The following is an 18252-nucleotide window of genomic DNA, read 5'->3' as shown; positions in this document are numbered from 1 at the left end:
GTTACTGGATGGTGACGACCCCACCGATGTGGTTCATCGCGCAGGCGTAGCGCAGCGTGCCCGACTCGCTGGGGGTGAACTCCACCGTCACCGGCGTGTCCAGGGGCAGCGGCTGGTTGATGCCCAGGTCGTCCAGGATGATCTCCGTGGCGCACGTCTTGTCCGTCTTGCGCGTCACCACGAGGCGGACCGGCTGCCCCGCCTTCACCTTCACGTTCGCGGGCTCGAAGCCCTTGGCGGTCACCGTGAGCTCCACGGTGCGCACTCCGTTCTTGTCGACCGGGGCGGCGGCGATCAGGGTCAGGGAGGCAAGGGCTCCCAGCAGGCTCTTCGTCATGGGTGGATCTCTCCCGGAATGAGGACGCGAGTGTCCGGAGCACAACGCGTGCCGAGGTACATTTCCTCCTGTTTTCGCGGGGTTGGCGGTGCGAAGTGCCCGGCCGGAGTGCCCTGGCGGGTTTCCCTGTAACCCGCCCGGTCACGGGGGCTCCTCACGGAATGCGGCGGGCGATCTCCCTGAGCGTGAGGCGCCTGCGATCCGGGTCCACCTCGAAGAGCGCGACATGCCCATCCACCAGGATGGAGCGCGTCTCGACCGTCCTGACGAGCTTCTGCGGCAAGGGCACGGGAGTCGCCGGTCTCAACCGGGCCGCGGTCGCATCCAGCTCCTCGCGGATGCGCTGGTATGTCTCCAACGGCAGGTGGGACAGCTGCCGCCAGGCGGCGGGGCTGACTTCCACGGTGTACTTGTCCAGGCTCTCGGGTCTACGCATTCCGGGCCTGCTTTGAGCACGAAGCATGCCAACTCGCCCCTCTGTCATCTTCAACACTTATCCAGGGGGTCCGTGTCCCGGCCGGAGTTCTTACAAGCGGAATCCAGAAGGATATTCAGTCCAGTAGCGATCAACCGGTGCGCTACCCCTCTTGCGGGGACTCGCCCGGCCCCCTGCTTCTCGCGCGAGTGCGGCGGGGCCGCCCATGCCACTCGAACCCTCCCTGCATATGTCCCCTAAAGGACTCCACTTCCGTCCCGCGGTCTTGTCTCGCGGCCGGGGCGGCTTCACGCATGGACGGGCAAGCGCGGACAGGCCTCATGAAACCGGACACGACCGCCACTGGCGCCACCGAGGTGTCTCCCTGGGGGGGATGGGATGCGCTCGCCTGCTCGCAGTTCGCCTCCCTGTGGGCGGCCCCCATCGGCATTGCCTTCCTGGATGAAGACCTGCGCTACGTGCGCATCAACAAGACCCTGGCCGACATCAACGGCCTGCCCGCCGAGGACCACATCGGCAGGAGCATTCCCGAGCTGATCCCGGACCTGCCCCCGGAGCTGGTGGGGGCGCTCAGGCACGTGTTGTCCACGGGCCAGCCGCTCGTCGACACTCTCCTCGAGGTCCGCACCCCCGCCACCCACGACGAGGAGCACCACTACCTCGTCAACTACTACCCCGTGAGGGACGGCGCCGGGGACATCATCGGCCTGGGTACCACCGTCCAGGACGTCACCCGGTGGTGGCGCACCGAGCGGGCGCTCCAGCTGAGCGAGTCGCGCTTCCGCTCGCTGGTGCTATCCACCGCCCAGGTGGTGTGGACGGCGGATGCCGAGGGCTTGGTGGTGGAGGACAGCCCCAGCTGGCGGGCCTTCACCGGCCAGACGTTGGAGCAGTGGTTGGGCATCGGATGGTTCCAGGCCGTCCATCCGGAGGATCGCCCCCAGGTACGCAAGGCCTGGCTCGAGGCCGTGGCCCAGCGGAAGCCCTACGTGGTGGAGTACCGGGTGCGGCGGCCCGATGGGAGCTACACCCCCATCCTCGCGCGAGGAACCCCCGTCTTCAACGCCGATGGCTCGCTGCGCGAGTGGGTGGGCACCAATACCGACATCTCCGCCAGCCAGCGGGCACGGGAAGAGCGTGAGCGGCTCCTCGAGGATCTGCGGCAGGCCGTGCGCGCCCGGGACGAGTTCCTCACCGTGGCCGCCCACGAGCTACGCACGCCCCTCACCACCCTCACGCTGCGGTTGCAGTCCCTCTGGAGAGATCTCCAGGCCGAGTCTGGCGCGCGGCTGGCCCGCCGGACGCTCGACCAGCTCGACGCGATGCGCCGGCAGGTAAAGCGGCTCTCGGAGCTGGTGGACGGCCTGCTGGATGTGAGCCACCTGGACGAGGACCGGCTCGAGCCGCGGGTGGAGCGCGTGGAGCTGAGCACGTTGGCGCGCGGGGTGGCGGACCGGCTCGCCGGCGAGGCGGCACGGGCCGGCTGCGCGTTGCAGGTGGAGACCGAGGGCGAGGTGCCGGGCCTGTGGGACCGGAGGCTCCTGGAGCAGGTGCTGTTCCACCTGCTGAGCAACGCCCTGAAGTACGGCGCCGGCAGGCCCGTGCACCTCCGGGTGTCGTGGGTGGAGGGCCGGGCGCGGATGACGGTGCGGGACGAGGGCATCGGCATCGCCCCGGAGGACGTGCCACGCATCTTCGACCGCTACGAGCGCGCGGTGTCCGAGCGCCACTATGGCGGACTGGGCCTGGGCCTCTACATGACCCGGCGGTTCGTCGAGGTCCAGGGTGGCACGGTGCACGTCGAGAGCACCCCCGGAGCGGGCGCCACCTTCACCGTGGAGCTGCCGCCGCGGTCCCCCACCGAGGGAAAGCGGCCGTGAGCATCGAACCGCAACCCCCGGAGCGCTCACGGCTCGCGCTGGCGGACCTGCTCCTGGCCCGGCACGAGGAGCTCGTCCAACGCTGGCTCGCGCGGCTGCGCGAGGGGCTCGCGCCCGGCGTCCCCACCCGGGCCGAGCTGGAGGACCACATCGGCGACACCCTGCGGGAGCTGTCCGTGGCGCTGCGCCGGCACACCGCCGGAGGAAGGAGCCCCGGAGTCCGGCAGCCCGGCGGCCAGCGCCCGCGCGACGACTTCGACGTGCAGGCGCTGGTGCGCGAGTACCAGGTGCTGCACGGGTGCATCCTCGACCTGGTGGAGGAGACGGGCGAGCACCTCACCCTCGGCGAGGTGCGCGCCCTCGGCGACTTCATCACCACCCGCATCGCCGAGGGCGTGGCCGAGTCCCTCCGCCAGCACGACGCGCACCCGCCGCCCACGCGCGGGGCCCTCTCCCTGGAGCTCACCGAGTGCCAGCAGGCCCAGGCCGCGCACGCCGCGCTCCTGTCCTGGGAGAAGCACGCCCGCCAGCAGGCGGAGGAGGCCCTGGCCCTGCTGGACACGCTCCTCACCACCGCCCCGGTGGGCCTGGCCTTCCTCGACCGGAACCTGCGCTACGTGCGCATCAACCAGATGCTGGCGGACATCAACGGCATCCCCCTCGAGGGCACCGTGGGCCGCCACCTGCGCGAGGTCATCCCGGAGCTCGCCGCCTACCTGGAGCCCATCTACCAGCGGGTGCTGGAGACGGGGGAGCCGGAGATCGGCGTGGAGCTCTCCGGCATCACCGCCGGCACGGGCGGGGAGGTGCGCCACTGGCTCGTCAGCCACTACCCGGTGCACAACGCGGCCGGGGAGCTCCTCCTGCTGGGCTCCTCGGTGCTGGACATCACGGACCGCAAGCGCGCCGAGGAGGCCCAACGCGTGAGCGAGGAGCGCTTCCGCCTGCTGGTGGAGGAGGTGGAGGACTACGCCATCATCATGCTCGACCCGGAGGGCCGGGTGGTCAGCTGGAACGCGGGCGCCGAGCGCATCAACGGCTACGAGGCGCGGGAGGTGCTCGGCCGGCATGTCTCCGTCTTCTACACGCCCGAGGACGTGGCCGCGGGGGACCCCGACAGGTGCATCCAGGTCGCGGCGGAGCGGGGCCACTGCCGGGCGGAGGGGCTGCGCGTGCGCAAGGACGGCGGGCGCTTCTGGGCCGACGCCGTCATCACCGCCCTGCGCGACGAGCACGGCGTGCTGCGCGGCTTCTCCGACGTCACCCGCGACATCTCCAAGCGCAAGCAGGGCGAGCAGGCCCTGCGCGAGACGACCCAGCGGCTCCAGGCCATCCTGGAGACGGCGGTGAACGGCATCATCACCATCGACGAGCGGGGCATCATCCAGAACCTCAACCCGGCCACGGTGCATATCTTCGGCTACGCCCCCGAGGAGCTCATCGGCCGCAACATCAGCATCCTGATGCCCGAGCCCTACCGGAGCGAGCACGACGACTACATGACCAACTACCTGCGCACGGGCGTGCGCAAGGTGATTGGCATCGGGCGCGAGGTGCGGGGCCGGCGCAAGGACGGGAGCGTCTTTCCCCTGGAGCTCGCCGTCAGCGAGACGCGCCTTCCCCAGGGCCGCTTCTTCACGGGGCTGGTGCGCGACATCTCCGCGCGCAAGCGCGCCATGGAGGCCCAGGCCCTCTTCGTCGAGGCGGGCACGCTGCTGTCCCAGTCGCTCGATGTCGCCACCACCCTGAAGAAGCTCGCCTCGCTGGCCGTGTCGCGCCTGTGCGACTACTGCATCGTGGACCTGCTCGGGGAGGACGGGCAGCTGCACCGGTTGGAGGTGGCCACGCAGGAGCAGAGAATCCATCAGCTCATCCTCCAGACGATGGCCTACGCGCCCCCCGTGGCGAACCATGGCCCGCTCATCCGCGTCCTGGAGCGCGGGAAGGCGCAGGCCGTGCCCCTCGTCACCCCCGAGTGGCTGGACTCCGTCGCGGTGAACGCGGAGCACCGGGCCCTCCTGGAGGAGATCGGACCGAAGTCCGTGGTCGTCGTGCCCCTGGTGGCCCGGGGCCGCAAGCTCGGCGTCATCTGCTTCGCCTGGCTGCGCTCCCGGGCCACGACGATGGCGGCGGACCTGGAGGTGGCCAAGGGCCTGTCGGACCGCGCCGCCGTGGCCATCGACAACGCGCGCCTCTACCAGGAGGCCCAGGAGGCCGCCCGGGTGCGCGAGGACGTGGTGGCCATCGTCAGCCATGACCTGCGCAACCCCCTCAACGCCATCACCCTGTCGGCCGCCACCCTGCTCAAGCGCGAGGACGTGGACGAGCGCACCGCGAAGGCCATCCGCCGCATCTACGCGGCGGCGGACCGGGCCAGCGGGATGATCCGCGACCTGCTCGACTTCACCCAGGCGCGCGTGGGAGGCATCCCCATCCACCGTCGGCCGCTGGACTTCCACGAGCACGTGCACCGCGTGGTGGACGAGGTGCAGGGGGCCCACCCCGAGCGGCACATCGACTTCCACGCCCGCGGCGACGGCCAGGGTGAATGGGACGAGGGCCGCCTGGCCCAGGTCGTCACCAACCTGGTGGGCAACGCCCTCCAGCACAGCCCCGCGAGCACGCCCGTGCGGGTGTCCACCTGGAGCGAGGGTCCGGGCGTCTGCCTCGAGGTGCACAACGAGGGCGCGCCCATCCCCGCCGAGCTGCTCCCCACCCTCTTCGAGCCCTACCGGCAGGGGCCGGAGGCCGGAACGGGCCGGGGCAGCCTGGGCCTGGGCCTCTTCATCACCCGGCAGATCGTCCTTGGCCACGGCGGCACGCTCGACGTGCGCTCCACCGGGGACGACGGCACCACCTTCACGGTGCGGCTGCCCCGGCACCGGCACTGAGCCCGGCCCCCCGCGCGAGCCCTACGCGGGAGCCCTGGACGCGCGAGAGAGCGCCTGGGCGCACAGCTGCGCCAGGGCGACGAGGAAGTCCCGCTCCTCGGGCGGGAAGCGCCGCTTGTCCGGGAAGGACAGCCACAGGCACCCCAGGGACCGCTCCTCCACCCTCAGGGGGAGGCCGGCGCGCGCCTCGTAGGTGGGCGACAGCCACGAGAAGCTGGGGTAGTTCGCCGTCAGCTCCTCGGCGGACAGGAACCAGTGCGCCTCCCGGGCGAGCACCACGTCCCCGTACGGCGTCCGCTCCCCCGGGGGGATGTAGCGCAGGCGGCGGATGAACTCCTCGGGGTAGCCCACGTCATGGAGGCTGCGGAGCGCGCCATCACGCTCCTGGAGGAAGACGACGCCCGCGTGCGTGCCGGCGTGCAGGAGCCCCTCGGTGAGGATGGCGCGCGCCACCTCCTCGGGCGTCGCGGCCCGGGAGAGCGCCGCGGCCACCGCCTGGAGACGGGAGGCACGCCCCTGCGCCTCGCGCGCCTCGCGGTACAGCAGCGCGTTGTCCACCGCGAGCCCCGCCCGCCGGGCCAGCTCCCGGGCCAGCGGGACATCCTCCTCGGTGAAGTGCCGGCCACTCTCCGCCTGGCTCAGCGAGAGCACGCCCAGCACCCGTCCCCGTGCCTCCAGGGGTAGCATCAGCGAGGAGGTCACCCCCAGCGTGCGACCCACGCTCAGGTGCTCCTCGTTCCGCGTCAGGCCGGACAGGGCCTCGTCCGTGAGGGACTTCACGAGGAGGGGCTCGCCGGTGCGCAGCACGCGGGCCACTCCGCCAGGGGCGTCCTTGTCGATGGGCCAGCGACGCACGGACTCGAAGGCGAGCGCCACCTTCTCCGGGTCACGGTGCACCGAGACCACCCGCTCCACCGTCCCCGCGTGGGAGAGCAGGTCCACCGTCACCCAGTCCGCCAGGCGGGGCATGACCAGCTCCGCCAACCGCTGCAGGACGGTCATGTCATCCAGGGAGGAGAGCAGCTCGCCCGCCTCCGCGAGGAGCCGGAAGCGGCCCTCGCTCTCCCGCAGCGCCCGCTCGCGGTTGCGCGACTCCGTCACGTCGCGGGTGACGGAGAGCACCGACACCACCTCGTCCCGCTCGTCCCGCTCGGGCACCAGGTGCGCGTCGAAGTGCCGCGTCCCCTCGGACGTGGAGAGGTCGAAGGAGAGCGACGCCGTCCCTCCCCGGAAGGCCTCGGAGATGGCGCGCGACGCGCTCTCCACCTTGTCCGGAGGCAGGCCGAGGTCCCTGCTGGTCTGGCCCAGGAAGCTCTCCGCGGGCAGGCCCGTGGTGCGCTCGATGCGGCGGTTGACGTAGAGCAGCCGGTGCTGGCGGTCGAAGCGGGCAACGAGGTCGGGGATGTTGTCGGCCAGCCGGCGGAACTCCGCCTCCCGCTGGCGCAGCGCCTGCTCGGTGGCCTCGAGCCTCCGGCGCGCGCGCACCTGCTCCGTCACCTCCACCGCGTGGGTCAGCAGCCACTCCACCTGGCCCTGGTCGTCGAGCAGGGGCTGGTAGACGAGGTCGAAGAAGGCCTCCTCCGAGTGGCCGTCCCCGAGCCGGTCGAGCGACACGGGAAACTCCCGGCCCACGAAGGGCTCGCCGGTGCGCATCGCGTGCCGGAGCGCGTCCATCACCCCCGGTTGGGAGTACACCTCCGGCATCACCTCGCGCAGGCTCCTCCCCAGGACGACGGGGCGGCCGATCACCTTCTCGTAGAGGGGATTGGCGAACTCGAAGACGAAGTCCGGCCCGCGGGTGATGGCGATGGCGGCCGGAGTCTGCACCAGCAGGCCCAGCAGCCGCGTGCGCTCGAGCTCGGCCTGCTCGCGCTCCGCCTGTTCCTTGAGCCGCTCCCGGTGAAGGTACAGCTCGACGAACACCTCCACCTTGGCGCGCAGCACCAGGGGGTCGAACGGCTTGAAGAGGAAGTCCACCGCCCCCAGGGCGTAACCCTGGCTGGTGAAGTACGCGTCGGCCGTCATCCCGGTGACGAAGATGATGGGCGTGCGGCGGGACCGCTCCCGCTCGCGCATGAGGCGCGCCACCTCGAAGCCGCTGATGTCCGGCAGGTGGACGTCCAGCAGCACGAGGGCGCAGTCCTTCTCGAGCAACAGCCGCAGGGCCTCCCCACCCGAGGAGGCCGTCAACACCTCCTGGCCCAGGGGAGAGAGCAGCGCCTCCATGGCGAGGAGCTGATTGGGACTGTCCTCGACGAGCAGGATGCGCGCCTGGGCGGGCAGGGAGGACGGCGCGGTGAGGGGGGCGGCGGACATCATGGCGCGGGGGTGAGCGTCTCGAGTTGGGGAGTCAGGAGCCCGGCGCTCATCGTTGTCTCATGACGAGGCGGGCCCGGGCCATTCCTTCCACGACGCGGACCACCCGGTGGCCGGGGGCTGGCCGTGTGTGTGTCACATGGCCAACCCTGGAGCAGGCAGCCCGGCCCTCAGCGGCGCCGGTAGACGTGCAGCGGCGCGGAGAAGCCGTCCAGCTCCTCGTACGCCACGTCATCCAGCGTCAGCGTACGGCCCTCCAGCTTCGCGCCGGGGTCCTTCATCAGCGCGCCGTTTTCGAAGCGCACGAGGTACTCCGGCTGGGCCTCGCGCAGGTGCTTGCGGAAGGTCGCCCAGCGCACGCGGGCCAGCCGCTCGTCCGGCAGCGCGGAGAAGAAGGCGAGCTGGAGGTCCAGGTAGCTCGGGTCCTCGTCGAGGATGGCCGCGCCCCCCTTGGCGGCCACCTCGTCCTTGAGGAAGCGCGCCACCTGCATCACCGGCACGGGGTTGGTGGAGGTGGGGCTCACCGGCCGGAGGCTGTCGTGCAGACCGCCGTCGGCGCGGAAGGTGTAGAGGCCCAGGGCCAGCGGCACGGCCACCGCCAGCACCGCGCACAGCCCGGCCACGGCCCGGCGCACCCCGGCCCCGCTCTGGCCCACGCACGCCTCGAAGCCCGGCACCACGAAGGGCAGCAGCAGCGCCACCTCCGTCACCGTGAAGCGCCCCAGCGGCTGGAAGTCCATCAACACCGCGGCCCGGAAGGTGAAGTACGCGGTGGGCACCACCGCGGAGAGCACCAGCCAGCGCACCTCTGGCTGCGCCTTCCACATCCGCTTCATGCCCACCATGCCCAGCAGCGCCACGCCCGGCGACAGCGTCAGCAGCGCCACGCCCGGCCAGAAGCCCAGGTTCTCCAGCCGGTAGCGCCACGCCCCCACCCGGGCGATGCCATCGCGCACCCAGTCCGAGTGGAACTGCTCCACCGCGCGGATGGGGTAGAAGGGGTCCCCGTGCGCCAGCTCGTTGCCCTGCATCCACAGCAGCGGGAAGGGCAGGCACAGCAGGCCGAAGCTCACGGCGCGGGTGGCACCGGCGATCCGGTCATCTCCCCAGAGGAACAGCGCCACGGCGAGCAACGGGATGAAGAGCCACGCGTCGTAGCGCGTGGCGCACGCCAGGTTGAGCACCACCGCCGCCCCGAAGAGAGGCCCCAGGCGGTTCTCGTCCAGCCCCCGCGCGATGAGCGCGAACACCGACAACATCAGGAAGAGCGAGAGCGACTCGCTGGCCGCCGTCGTGGACATCTGCAGGTGCATGCCCCATACGGAGAAGGCCAGCCCGGCCCACACCCCGGAGCGCCAGCCGAAGACACGCCGCGTCAGGGAGAAGAGCGGCACCACCGCCAGCACGCCGAAGAACAGGCTCACCAACCGGCCCGCGAGCGCCTTGTCGGGGACCAGCTCCAGCGCGAAGGCCACCAGGTACAGGTGGAGCGGTCCGAACTGGTAGGCCCCATCTCCATAGGAGGTGATGAGGTGCGGATCGCGCAGCCAGCGCTCCGCCAGCTCCATGCGCGCCACCGCGTCACCGTAGAAGTTCTCGTTGAAGGGCATCAGCAGCAGGCGCGGGAGCAGCGCCGCGGCGAGCAGCAGGCCCACCAGCAACCGGGTGCTCGGCTCCCGGGCCACGTCGGGCACGGCGGAGAGCACGGGGTTGGAGCCAGAGGGACGCGGCGGGGAGGCGGGGACGGTCGAAGCGGACGACATGGGGTCGCGGAGAATACGCAGGCGCGGCCCAAAGCCAAGGGAGCAGCCCGCCGAGGGGGTATTTTTCCACCCTCCTCCCCTGACCGCATGCTCGTGGGGCTGGCGTGTGGGTGTGGGTTCCTCCCCTCTTCCCCAGGAGATGCCGCGAGGCCGTGATGTGTTACGGACCGGGTGCGCGCCACGGCCGCTCTTACCGGGGCTCCCGGTAAAGGGGTTGGAGCGGCGCCTCGAAAGAAGGCCCGCATGGCAAGCAACCCCCCGCGCCCCCACACACCCAGGCGCTCGCATCGGTTTCCACTGCTGGTCCTCGCCGGGCATCTGGCGGCTTCACTCGCCGTGCTGCTCATCGCCGGCCTCTTCCTGCGCTCGACCCACCAACTGTCGCGGACCTCGGGCCGCGTGACGCATACCCTCGATGTCATCAGCGAGGCGGATCACCTGCTGTCGCTGTTGAAGGACGCCGAGACGGGCCAGCGCGGCTACCTCCTCACCGGCGAGGAGCTGTTCCTCGCCCCCTACGAGGAAGCGCTCCTCCACATCCGCCCCTCGAAGGAGCGCCTGCGCTCGCTCCTGTCGGAGGATGACTCCCAGCGCCAGCGCCTCGAGCGGATGGACGCGCTCATCCAGCGCAAGCTCGAGGTGATGGAGCAGACCATCTCGCTCTCACGCGGAGGCCAGCCCGCCGAGGCGGCCGAGCAAGTCCGCGCCGGCGAGGGCAAGCGGCTCATGGACGAGCTGCGCGTGCTCGAGCGAGAGCTGCGCGAGGAGGAACAACGGCGCCTGGAGGAGCAGAACGCGCAGCTGGGGCAGGCCTCCGAGCGCGCCGACGTCATCGTGCTGTCGGGCAGTAGCTTCCTGCTCGGCTTCATCGGGTTCGCGGCGCTCTCCTTCATGCGGGACTGGCGGGCCCGGGAGCGAGCGGAGGCCGAGCGTGAGGAATTGCTGGCGCGCGAGCAGGCCCTGCGCGTGCAGGAAGAGGCCGAGCGGCAGCGGATCCGGCTCCAGAGCATCCTCACGCAGGTGCCCGCCGCGGTGGGCGTCTACCGGGCGTCGGATCAGGTGTGCGAGCTGGCCAACCCGGCCCTCGAGAAGCTCCACGGGCGTCCCCTGCTCGGCCGCGCGGTGTGGGAGGCCTTTCCGGAGCAGAAGGGCTCCCCGCTCCACGACATCTTCAACGACGTCTTCCGGACGGGCCAGCCCTTCACGACCACCGGGATGCGGGTGATGTTGGACCGCGACAACGACGGCCGGTTCACCGAGGGCTATTTCAACCTCACCTACCAGCCCCTGAAGGATGCGGGGGGGCAGCTGGAAGCGGTGCTGCTCTTCGCGGTGGAGGTGACGGAGCAGGTGCACGCGCGGCAGGCGGCGGAGGCCGCGCTCGCCGAGCTCGAGCGCGCCGAGCAGCTCCAGGGCCAGTCCGAGGCGCGCTTCCGGCTGCTGGCGGAGACCCTGCCCCAGCTCATCTGGATGTCCCGCGCGGACGGGTACACCGAGTACTTCAACCCGCGCTGGTACGAGTACACGGGGCAGAAGCCGGGGCAGGCGCTCGGCGATGGCTGGAGCCAGGCCCTGCACCCGGAGGATGTCGTGCACTCGCTCGAGACCTGGAAGCGCGCGGTCACCACGGGAGAGCCCTACGGCATCGAGTACCGCCTGCGGCGGGCGGATGGAGCGTACCGCTGGTTCATCGCGCGCGGCCTGCCGTTGAGGGACTCCGAGGGACACATCACGCAGTGGTTCGGCACCTGCACGGACATCGACGAGCAGACGCGCGGCGCGGAGTCACTCCTCTTCCTGTCCGAGGCGAGCGCGGCCCTGGCGGCCTCGCTGGACCACGCGGCGACGCTCCAGCAGGTGGCCCGCCTCACCGTGCCGTCGCTGGCGGACTGGTGCCTGGTGGACCTGAAGGGCGAGGACGGTCGCATCGAGCGTGTCGAGGTGACCCACGCGGACCACACCCTGGCCCCCCTGGCGGAACAGCTCCGCCGCTTCCCGCCCACCGGGAACGAACATCCTTCCGCCCGGGCGATGCACTCGGGCAGGACGGTCCACCTGCCGGAGATGACCCGGGAGCTCGTGGAGCGAGCGGCGTACAACGCAGAGCACCTGCGGCTCACCCTGGAAGAGATGAGGCCACGCTCCCTCGTGGCCGCGCCGCTCCTGGCGCGTGGACGGACGCTCGGCGTGCTGACGTTCGTCACCTCGGAGACCTCCGGCCGCCGTTACGAGGAAGAAGACGTGCTGCTGCTCGAGGAGGTGGCGCGCCGGGCGGCGATGGCGCTCGACAACGCGCGGCTCTTCTCCCTGGCGCAGGAGGAGCGCAAGCACGCGGAGGAGGCCAACCGCCTCAAGGACGACTTCCTGGCCACCGTCAGCCACGAGCTGCGCACGCCCCTCACGGCGATGCTCGGCTGGGTGAAGATGCTGCGCAGCGGGCGGCTCGCCCCCGACAAGCACGCCAGGGCGCTGGAGACGGTGGACCGCAACGCCCAGGCCCAGGCCCAGCTCATCGAGGATCTGCTGGACGTGAGCCGCATCATCACCGGCAAGCTGCGGCTGGAGACGCGGCCGGTGCACCTGGCGGAAGTGGTGCAGGCGGCGATGGAGTCGGTGCGGCCCGCGGCGGACGCCAAGGACATCCGCTTCCAACCGGAGCTCTCCGAGACGGAGGACCTGGTGATGGGGGACCCGGGCCGGTTGCAGCAGGTGGTGTGGAACCTGCTGTCCAACGCGGTGAAGTTCTCTCCCGGGGGGAGCCGCGTGCGGGTGCTGCTGCGGCGCGTGGACAGCTCGGTGGAGGTGACGGTGGCGGACGAGGGGCCCGGCGTGCCCGAGGACTTCCTGCCGCACATCTTCGAGCGCTTCCGCCAGCTGGAGGGAGGCACCACCCGGCGGCACGGGGGACTGGGCCTGGGGCTCGCCATCGTCCGGCACCTCGTCGAGCTGCATGGAGGAACGGTGCACGCCGCGAGCGAGGGCCTGGGCCGCGGAGCCTCCTTCACCGTCCGCCTGCCCCCCATCCTCCCCCGTCAGACGGCGCCGGACTCCGCCGCGCCCCGGAAGTCGATGGCCCTGCCCTCCGTCAGGCAGCCCCTCCACCCCGTGCTCGCCAAGCGCCGCATCCTGGTGGTGGACGACGAGGAGGACAACCGCGAGGTGCTGAAGATGATGCTGGAGGAGTACGGGGCGCACGTCCTCACCGCGGCCTCCGCGGCCGAGGCCCTGCGCGCCGTGCGCGAGCACAGGCCCGAGCTGCTCGTCTCCGACATCGGCATGCCGGGAGAGGACGGCTACCAGCTCATCACCCAGGTGCGCGCGCTCCCGGTGGAGGAGGGTGGCGGAGTGCCAGCGGTGGCCCTCACGGCCTATGCCCGGGTGGAGGACAGGGCGCGCGCCCTGACGGTCGGCTTCAACATGCACGTGGCCAAGCCCGTGGAGCCCTCCGAGCTGCTGACCCTGCTGTCCAACCTCATGTCCCTCTCGCCCACGGGCTAGCGGGAAGGAGCTCGCACGTGCCACCGCTGGAGGTCGAGGTCGTCGCCCTGGAGAAGACGTACCCGCGGCCCTGGTGGCCGTGGGCGCGACCGCGTGGCCGGAACGAGGCCCCCAGGACGGCCCTGCGCGGCCTGTCCTTCGAGGTGGAGGCCGGCGAGGTGGTGGCCCTCATCGGTCCCAACGGCGCGGGGAAGAGCACGCTGCTGCGCATCCTCTCGGGCCTGCTGCTGCCGAGCGCGGGCACGGCGCGGGTGGCCTCGCGCGACGTGGTGCGGGAGCGTCCCGGGTGCCGCCGCGAGGTGGGCGCCGCGCTCGCGGATGACCGGGGCCTGGCGCCCCGCCTCACGGCGCGGCAGAACCTGCGCTTCTACGCCGCGCTCTACGACGTGCCCCCGCCCGAGGTGGACACGCGCATCGAGGAGTGGGCCGCGGCGCTCGAGGCCCGGCGCCTGCTGGACCGGGAGGTGCGCACCTTCTCCAGCGGGGAGAAGGCGCGGGTGGTGTTGATGCGGGCGCTGCTGCACCGGCCGCGGGTGCTGCTGCTGGACGAGGTGACGCGCTCATTGGACCCGGGAGCCGCGCGCCGCCTGCGCACGCGCCTGCTGTCGGACGTGGCCGCCCGTGGGACGGCCGTGCTCTTCGCCAGCCACGACCTGGCCGAGGTGGAGGCCGTGGCCCACCGCGTGCTGCTGCTGGACGCGGGCCGCCTCGCCGCCGCCGGCACCTTCGCCCAGGTGCGCCCGGCCGCCGAGTCCGTCTTCGCCGCCGTGCCCCGGGAGGAGGCGTGATGCGCCTGCTGCTCGCCTTCCTGCGGCGCGACCTTCAGATGGCGACGGCCTACCGGCTCAACGCGCTGCTGCTCGTCTCGGGAGGCCTCTTCACCCTCACCCTCTTCTACTTCCTCGCTCGCACGGTGGGCGAGACACCGCTGGTGCGCGGCCGCTACGGGACGGACTACTTCTCCTTCGCGCTGGTGGGGCTGGCCACCGCGGCGCTGTTGCGTGCCCTGCAGACGGGCTTCAGCGGCGCGGTACGCGCGGCACAGAACGACGGCTCGCTGGAGCCGCTGTTGGGCGCTCCCCTGTCCACCTTCCACGTCGTCACCCTGATGGGGGCCTGGCCCGTGGCCAACGCGCTGCTGCGCTCGGTGGGGCTGCTCGGCTTCGGAGCGCTCCTTTTTGGTGCACGGCTGCACCTCCACCCGGCCGCCTTCGTCCTCACGCTGGTGCTGAGCGCCCTCACCTTCTGTGCGCTCGGCCTGCTGTCCGCCGCCTTCGTGCTCGTCTTCAAGCGGGGCGACCCCTTCTCCTACGCCCTGGACACCCTCAGCTACCTCTTCGCGGGTGTCCTCTATCCAACAGACGTGCTGCCGCCCTTCCTGCGCGCCGTGGCCCGCTTCCTCCCCGCCACCCATGCCCTCCACGGCCTGCGTGAGTCCGCCCTGCGCGGCACGGGCCCCTCCGAGCTGTTGCCCACCTGGGCGGCACTGCTCACCTTCTGTCTCGTCCTCTGGCCCCTGGCCGCCTGGGCCGTGTCAGCCGCGCGCCGACATGTAGAGCAGGCGGGGACGCTGCCCCACAGTTGACCGTCCAATTTCCGCCCTTCCCCTCGTACTGTCGTTCACTGAAGGCTGAGTTTTCGCGAGCCCCCTCCCCGCCGCCCGGCGCACCCTTATAATGGAGTGTGCCTTTTCACCCCGTGGAGGCGGGGCCGCCGCATCGGCGACGCGCCCTTCCGACACGAGCTGGCCACGCGGTCCCACCCCGCGGCGGGGTCCCGAAAAGGGCAGGTCGGGCGTTCGTGTCGTTCTGGGACCCGTCGTGGGTGGTGTTGGAATGGCCCATTACACCCCCAGGTTCACTTTTTGGCCCTCTAAAGGCGCGGAAATCCCGCGCTCCGGGTGGCTCGAGGGAGAGACATGAAGGACGTAGAGAACAAGGCTTCATCTTCCTGGGTCGCGAGGATCGCCGCGTTGCAGGACGCGAAGACCTACGCGGAGCTCCATTGGGAGGGCTCCTTCGAGGAATACCTCGAGATCGTCCGGAAGAACCCCAAGGTCACCCGCACCGCCTTCCAGAGGATCTACGACATGATCCTCAGCCACGGGAAGACGGAGTACATCGACAACAAGAAGAAGCTCATCCGCTACCACTTCTTCAGTGACGAGAAGTTCGGTGGCCGCGACGCCATCTTCGGCCTGGACGTGCCGTTGATGAAGCTGGTCAACGTCTTCAAGTCGGCGGCCCAGGGCTACGGCACCGAGAAGCGCGTCATCCTCCTGCACGGACCGGTGGGCTCCTCCAAGTCCACCATCGCGCGCCTGCTCAAGAAGGGCCTGGAGGACTACTCCAAGTCGCCCGAGGGCGCCTCGTACACCTTCTCCTGGCTCACCGACAAGAAGGGCCTGGACGGCGTCACCGTCCGCGAGAAGATGAAGTGCCCGATGAACGAGGAGCCGCTCAACCTCATCCCCCGGGAGTGGCGGCCCAAGGTGCTCGCCGAGCTGTGCCCGCCCGAGAGCGGCTACACCATCCCGGATGGCAGCGAGCTGTGCCCCGCCTGCCGCTTCGTCTTCAAGGACCTGATGACGCAGTACAAGGGCGACTTCTCCAAGGTGATGGAGCACGTCCGCGTCAACCGCCTCATCTTCAGCGAGAAGGACCGCGTCGGCATCGGCACCTTCCAGCCCAAGGACGAGAAGAACCAGGACTCCACCGAGCTCACCGGTGACATCAACTACCGGAAGATCGCCGAGTACGGCTCGGACTCCGACCCGCGCGCCTTCAACTTCGACGGCGAGTTCAACATCGCCAACCGCGGCCTCATCGAGTTCGTCGAGGTGCTCAAGCTCGACGTGGCCTTCCTCTACGACCTGCTGGGGGCCAGCCAGGAACACAAGATCAAGCCCAAGAAGTTCCCCCAGACGGACATCGACGAGGTCATCATCGGGCACACCAACGAGCCCGAGTACAAGAAGCTCGAGAACAACGAGTTCATGGAAGCGCTACGCGACCGTACGGTGAAGATCGACATCCCGTACATCACGAAGCTCTCCGAGGAGGTGAAGATCTACGAGAAGGACTTCAACTCCCGCGCCATCAAGGGCAAGCACATCGCGCCGCACACGCTGGAGATGGCGGCGATGTGGGCGGTCCTCACGCGCCTGGAGGAGCCCAAGAAGCACAACCTCTCGCTGTTGCAGAAGCTCAAGCTCTACAACGGCAAGACGCTCCCCAACTTCACCGAGGACAACATCAAGGAGCTGCGCAAGGAGGCCGTGCGCGAGGGCCTCGAGGGCATCAGCGCCCGCTACATCCAGGACAAGATCTCCAATGCCCTGGTGAGCGACAAGGGCGAGGGCTGCATCAACCCCTTCATGGTGCTCAACGAGCTGGAGGCCGGACTCAAGGGCCACTCGCTCATCAACAACGAGGACTCCCGCAAGCGCTTCCGCGAGATGCTCACCTCGGTGAAGCAGGAGTACGAGGACATCGTCAAGAACGAGGTCCAGCGCGCCATCAGCGCCGACGAGGACGCCATCGGCAAGCTGTGCGGCAACTACATCGACAACATCAAGGCCTACACCCAGAAGGAGAAGGTGAAGAACAAGTACACCGGTCTCTACGAGGAGCCGGATGAGCGCCTGATGCGGTCCATCGAAGAGAAGATCGACATCCCGGACAGCCGCAAGGACGACTTCCGCCGGGAGATCATGAACTACATCGGCGCGCTGGCGGTGGACGGCAAGAGCTTCAACTACCGGACCAACGAGCGGCTCCACAAGGCACTGGAGCTCAAGCTGTTCGAGGACCAGAAGGACAGCATCAAGCTCAAGAACCTCGTATCCACGGTGGTGGACAAGGAGACCCAGGAGAAGATCGACCTGGTCAAGGACCGGCTGATGAAGAACTACGGCTACTGCGAGATCTGCTCCACGGACGTGCTGAATTTCGTGGCCAGCATCTTCGCGCGGGGTGACGCCAAGGAGTAGGACCCAAGGGGGTAGTCGTGTCGCTGCGGATCCACCAGGACCACTCGCGCTTCAAACAGATCGTCCGCGGGAAGATCAAATCCAACCTGCGCAAGTACGTGCAGAAGGGGGAGATGATCGGAAAGAAGGGGAAGGACACCATCGCCATCCCCATCCCCTTCATCGACATCCCCCACTTCAAGTACGGCCACAAGGAGCAGGGGGGCGTCGGACAGGGAGATGGTGAGGTGGGTCAGCAGCTCTCCCCGGGCGCGGTACAGCCCGGGGACGGGCATCAGGCCGGCCAGGGAGAGGGCGACCACTCCCTGGAGGTCGACGTCACGCTCGATGAGCTGGCGCAGATATTGGGGGAGGAGCTGCAGCTCCCCCACATCGAGCGCCGGCACAACGAGAAGATCGTCACCCAGAAGATCAAGTACACCGGGGTCAACACCACGGGCCCCGAGTCGTTGCGCCACTTCAAGCGCACCTACAAACAGGCGCTCAAGCGGCAGATCGCGATGGGGACGTATGACCCGGCGCGACCCATCATCGTCCCGACACGCGAGGACCGGCGCTACCGCAGCTACAAGCTGCAGGAGCTGCCGGAGACGAACGCGGTCATCATCTACATGATGGACGTGTCGGGCTCGATGGGAGACGAGCAGAAGGAGATCGTCCGCATCGAGAGCTTCTGGCTCGATACGTGGCTGCGCCACCAGTACAAGGGACTGGAGGCGCGCTACATCATCCACGACGCCGTGGCGCGAGAGGTGGACCGGGACACGTTCTTCCACACGCGCGAGTCCGGCGGCACGATGATCTCCAGTGCCTACAAGCTGTGCCGGGACATCATCAAGGCGGACTACCCGAAGAGCGCGTGGAACATCTATCCGTTCCACTTCTCGGACGGAGACAACTGGAGCGCGGACGACACGCGGCAGTGCATCGAGATGCTGCGCGAGGACATCCTGCCCAGTGTGAACCAGTTCGCCTACGGCCAGGTGGAGAGCCCCTATGGCAGTGGCCAGTTCATCAAGGATTTGCGCGAGGCCATCGGAGACTCCAACAACGTCGCCCTGAGCGAGATCGCGGACAAGGACGCCATCTACGCCTCCATCAAGGACTTCCTCGGTAAGGGCCGCTGACGCGGTCGCCGGA

General features: G+C 69.7%; 11 protein-coding genes. 7 read left to right on the top strand and 4 right to left on the bottom strand.

Annotated elements, in window-relative coordinates:
- Nucleotide 1 precedes the first annotated feature (1 nt).
- Nucleotides 2-337: a cupredoxin domain-containing protein gene (locus tag JRI60_RS11635; protein WP_204225918.1), complete on the bottom strand. Its 336-nt coding sequence runs from the start codon at nucleotides 335-337 to the stop codon at nucleotides 2-4.
- A gap of 154 nt (nucleotides 338-491) precedes the next feature.
- The gene (locus tag JRI60_RS11630) at nucleotides 492-773 is read right to left on the bottom strand and encodes a type II toxin-antitoxin system RelE family toxin (protein WP_204225917.1); all 282 of its coding nucleotides are present in this window, start codon (nucleotides 771-773) and stop codon (nucleotides 492-494) included.
- Nucleotides 774-1093: 320 nt separating this feature from the next.
- Here JRI60_RS11630 and JRI60_RS11625 point away from each other — a divergent pair, with 320 nt between their 5' ends.
- Both JRI60_RS11625 and JRI60_RS11620 read left to right on the top strand, forming a co-directional pair.
- On the top strand, nucleotides 1094-2653 hold the full coding sequence (locus tag JRI60_RS11625; RefSeq protein ID WP_204225916.1) for a sensor histidine kinase: 1560 nt from the start codon (nucleotides 1094-1096) through the stop codon (nucleotides 2651-2653).
- Nucleotides 2650-5544 carry a PAS domain S-box protein gene (locus JRI60_RS11620; RefSeq protein WP_204225915.1) on the top strand — a complete coding sequence of 965 codons (2895 nt, stop codon included), beginning with the start codon at nucleotides 2650-2652 and terminating at the stop codon, nucleotides 5542-5544. The genes JRI60_RS11625 and JRI60_RS11620 overlap by 4 nt, the downstream gene beginning before the upstream one ends.
- Before the next feature lie 21 nt (nucleotides 5545-5565).
- Here JRI60_RS11620 and JRI60_RS11615 read toward each other — a convergent pair whose 3' ends face one another.
- Nucleotides 5566-7863 (bottom strand): PAS domain-containing protein, encoded by a 2298-nt coding sequence (locus tag JRI60_RS11615; protein WP_204225914.1) that lies wholly within the window; start codon nucleotides 7861-7863, stop codon nucleotides 5566-5568.
- Nucleotides 7864-8030: 167 nt separating this feature from the next.
- Nucleotides 8031-9623: an ArnT family glycosyltransferase gene (locus tag JRI60_RS11610; RefSeq protein WP_204225913.1), complete on the bottom strand. Its 1593-nt coding sequence runs from the start codon at nucleotides 9621-9623 to the stop codon at nucleotides 8031-8033.
- A gap of 243 nt (nucleotides 9624-9866) precedes the next feature.
- On the opposite strand from JRI60_RS11610, the gene JRI60_RS11605 reads away from it, so the two are divergent.
- From JRI60_RS11605 to JRI60_RS11585, 5 genes are all read left to right on the top strand, one after another.
- Entirely contained in the window at nucleotides 9867-13121 is a 3255-nt protein-coding gene (locus tag JRI60_RS11605; protein WP_204225912.1) for a CHASE3 domain-containing protein, read from the top strand.
- A 17-nt stretch (nucleotides 13122-13138) separates the two neighbouring features.
- Nucleotides 13139-13909 carry an ABC transporter ATP-binding protein gene (locus tag JRI60_RS11600; protein WP_204225911.1) on the top strand — a complete coding sequence of 257 codons (771 nt, stop codon included), beginning with the start codon at nucleotides 13139-13141 and terminating at the stop codon, nucleotides 13907-13909.
- Nucleotides 13909-14706, top strand: a complete 798-nt coding sequence (locus JRI60_RS11595; protein WP_204225910.1) for an ABC transporter permease — start codon at nucleotides 13909-13911, stop codon at nucleotides 14704-14706. The genes JRI60_RS11600 and JRI60_RS11595 overlap by 1 nt, the downstream gene beginning before the upstream one ends.
- Before the next feature lie 333 nt (nucleotides 14707-15039).
- Complete coding sequence (locus tag JRI60_RS11590; RefSeq protein ID WP_204225909.1) at nucleotides 15040-17112, top strand: PrkA family serine protein kinase; 2073 nt, start codon at nucleotides 15040-15042, stop codon at nucleotides 17110-17112.
- A 17-nt stretch (nucleotides 17113-17129) separates the two neighbouring features.
- Nucleotides 17130-18239 carry a DUF444 family protein gene (locus JRI60_RS11585; RefSeq protein ID WP_204225908.1) on the top strand — a complete coding sequence of 370 codons (1110 nt, stop codon included), beginning with the start codon at nucleotides 17130-17132 and terminating at the stop codon, nucleotides 18237-18239.
- Nucleotides 18240-18252 lie beyond the last annotated feature (13 nt).

The organism is Archangium violaceum, from assembly GCF_016887565.1.
GTDB lineage: Bacteria > Myxococcota > Myxococcia > Myxococcales > Myxococcaceae > Archangium > Archangium violaceum_B.
The sequence above is the reverse complement of the archived record's forward strand: the minus strand, read 5'-3'. Positions and strand labels throughout refer to the sequence as shown.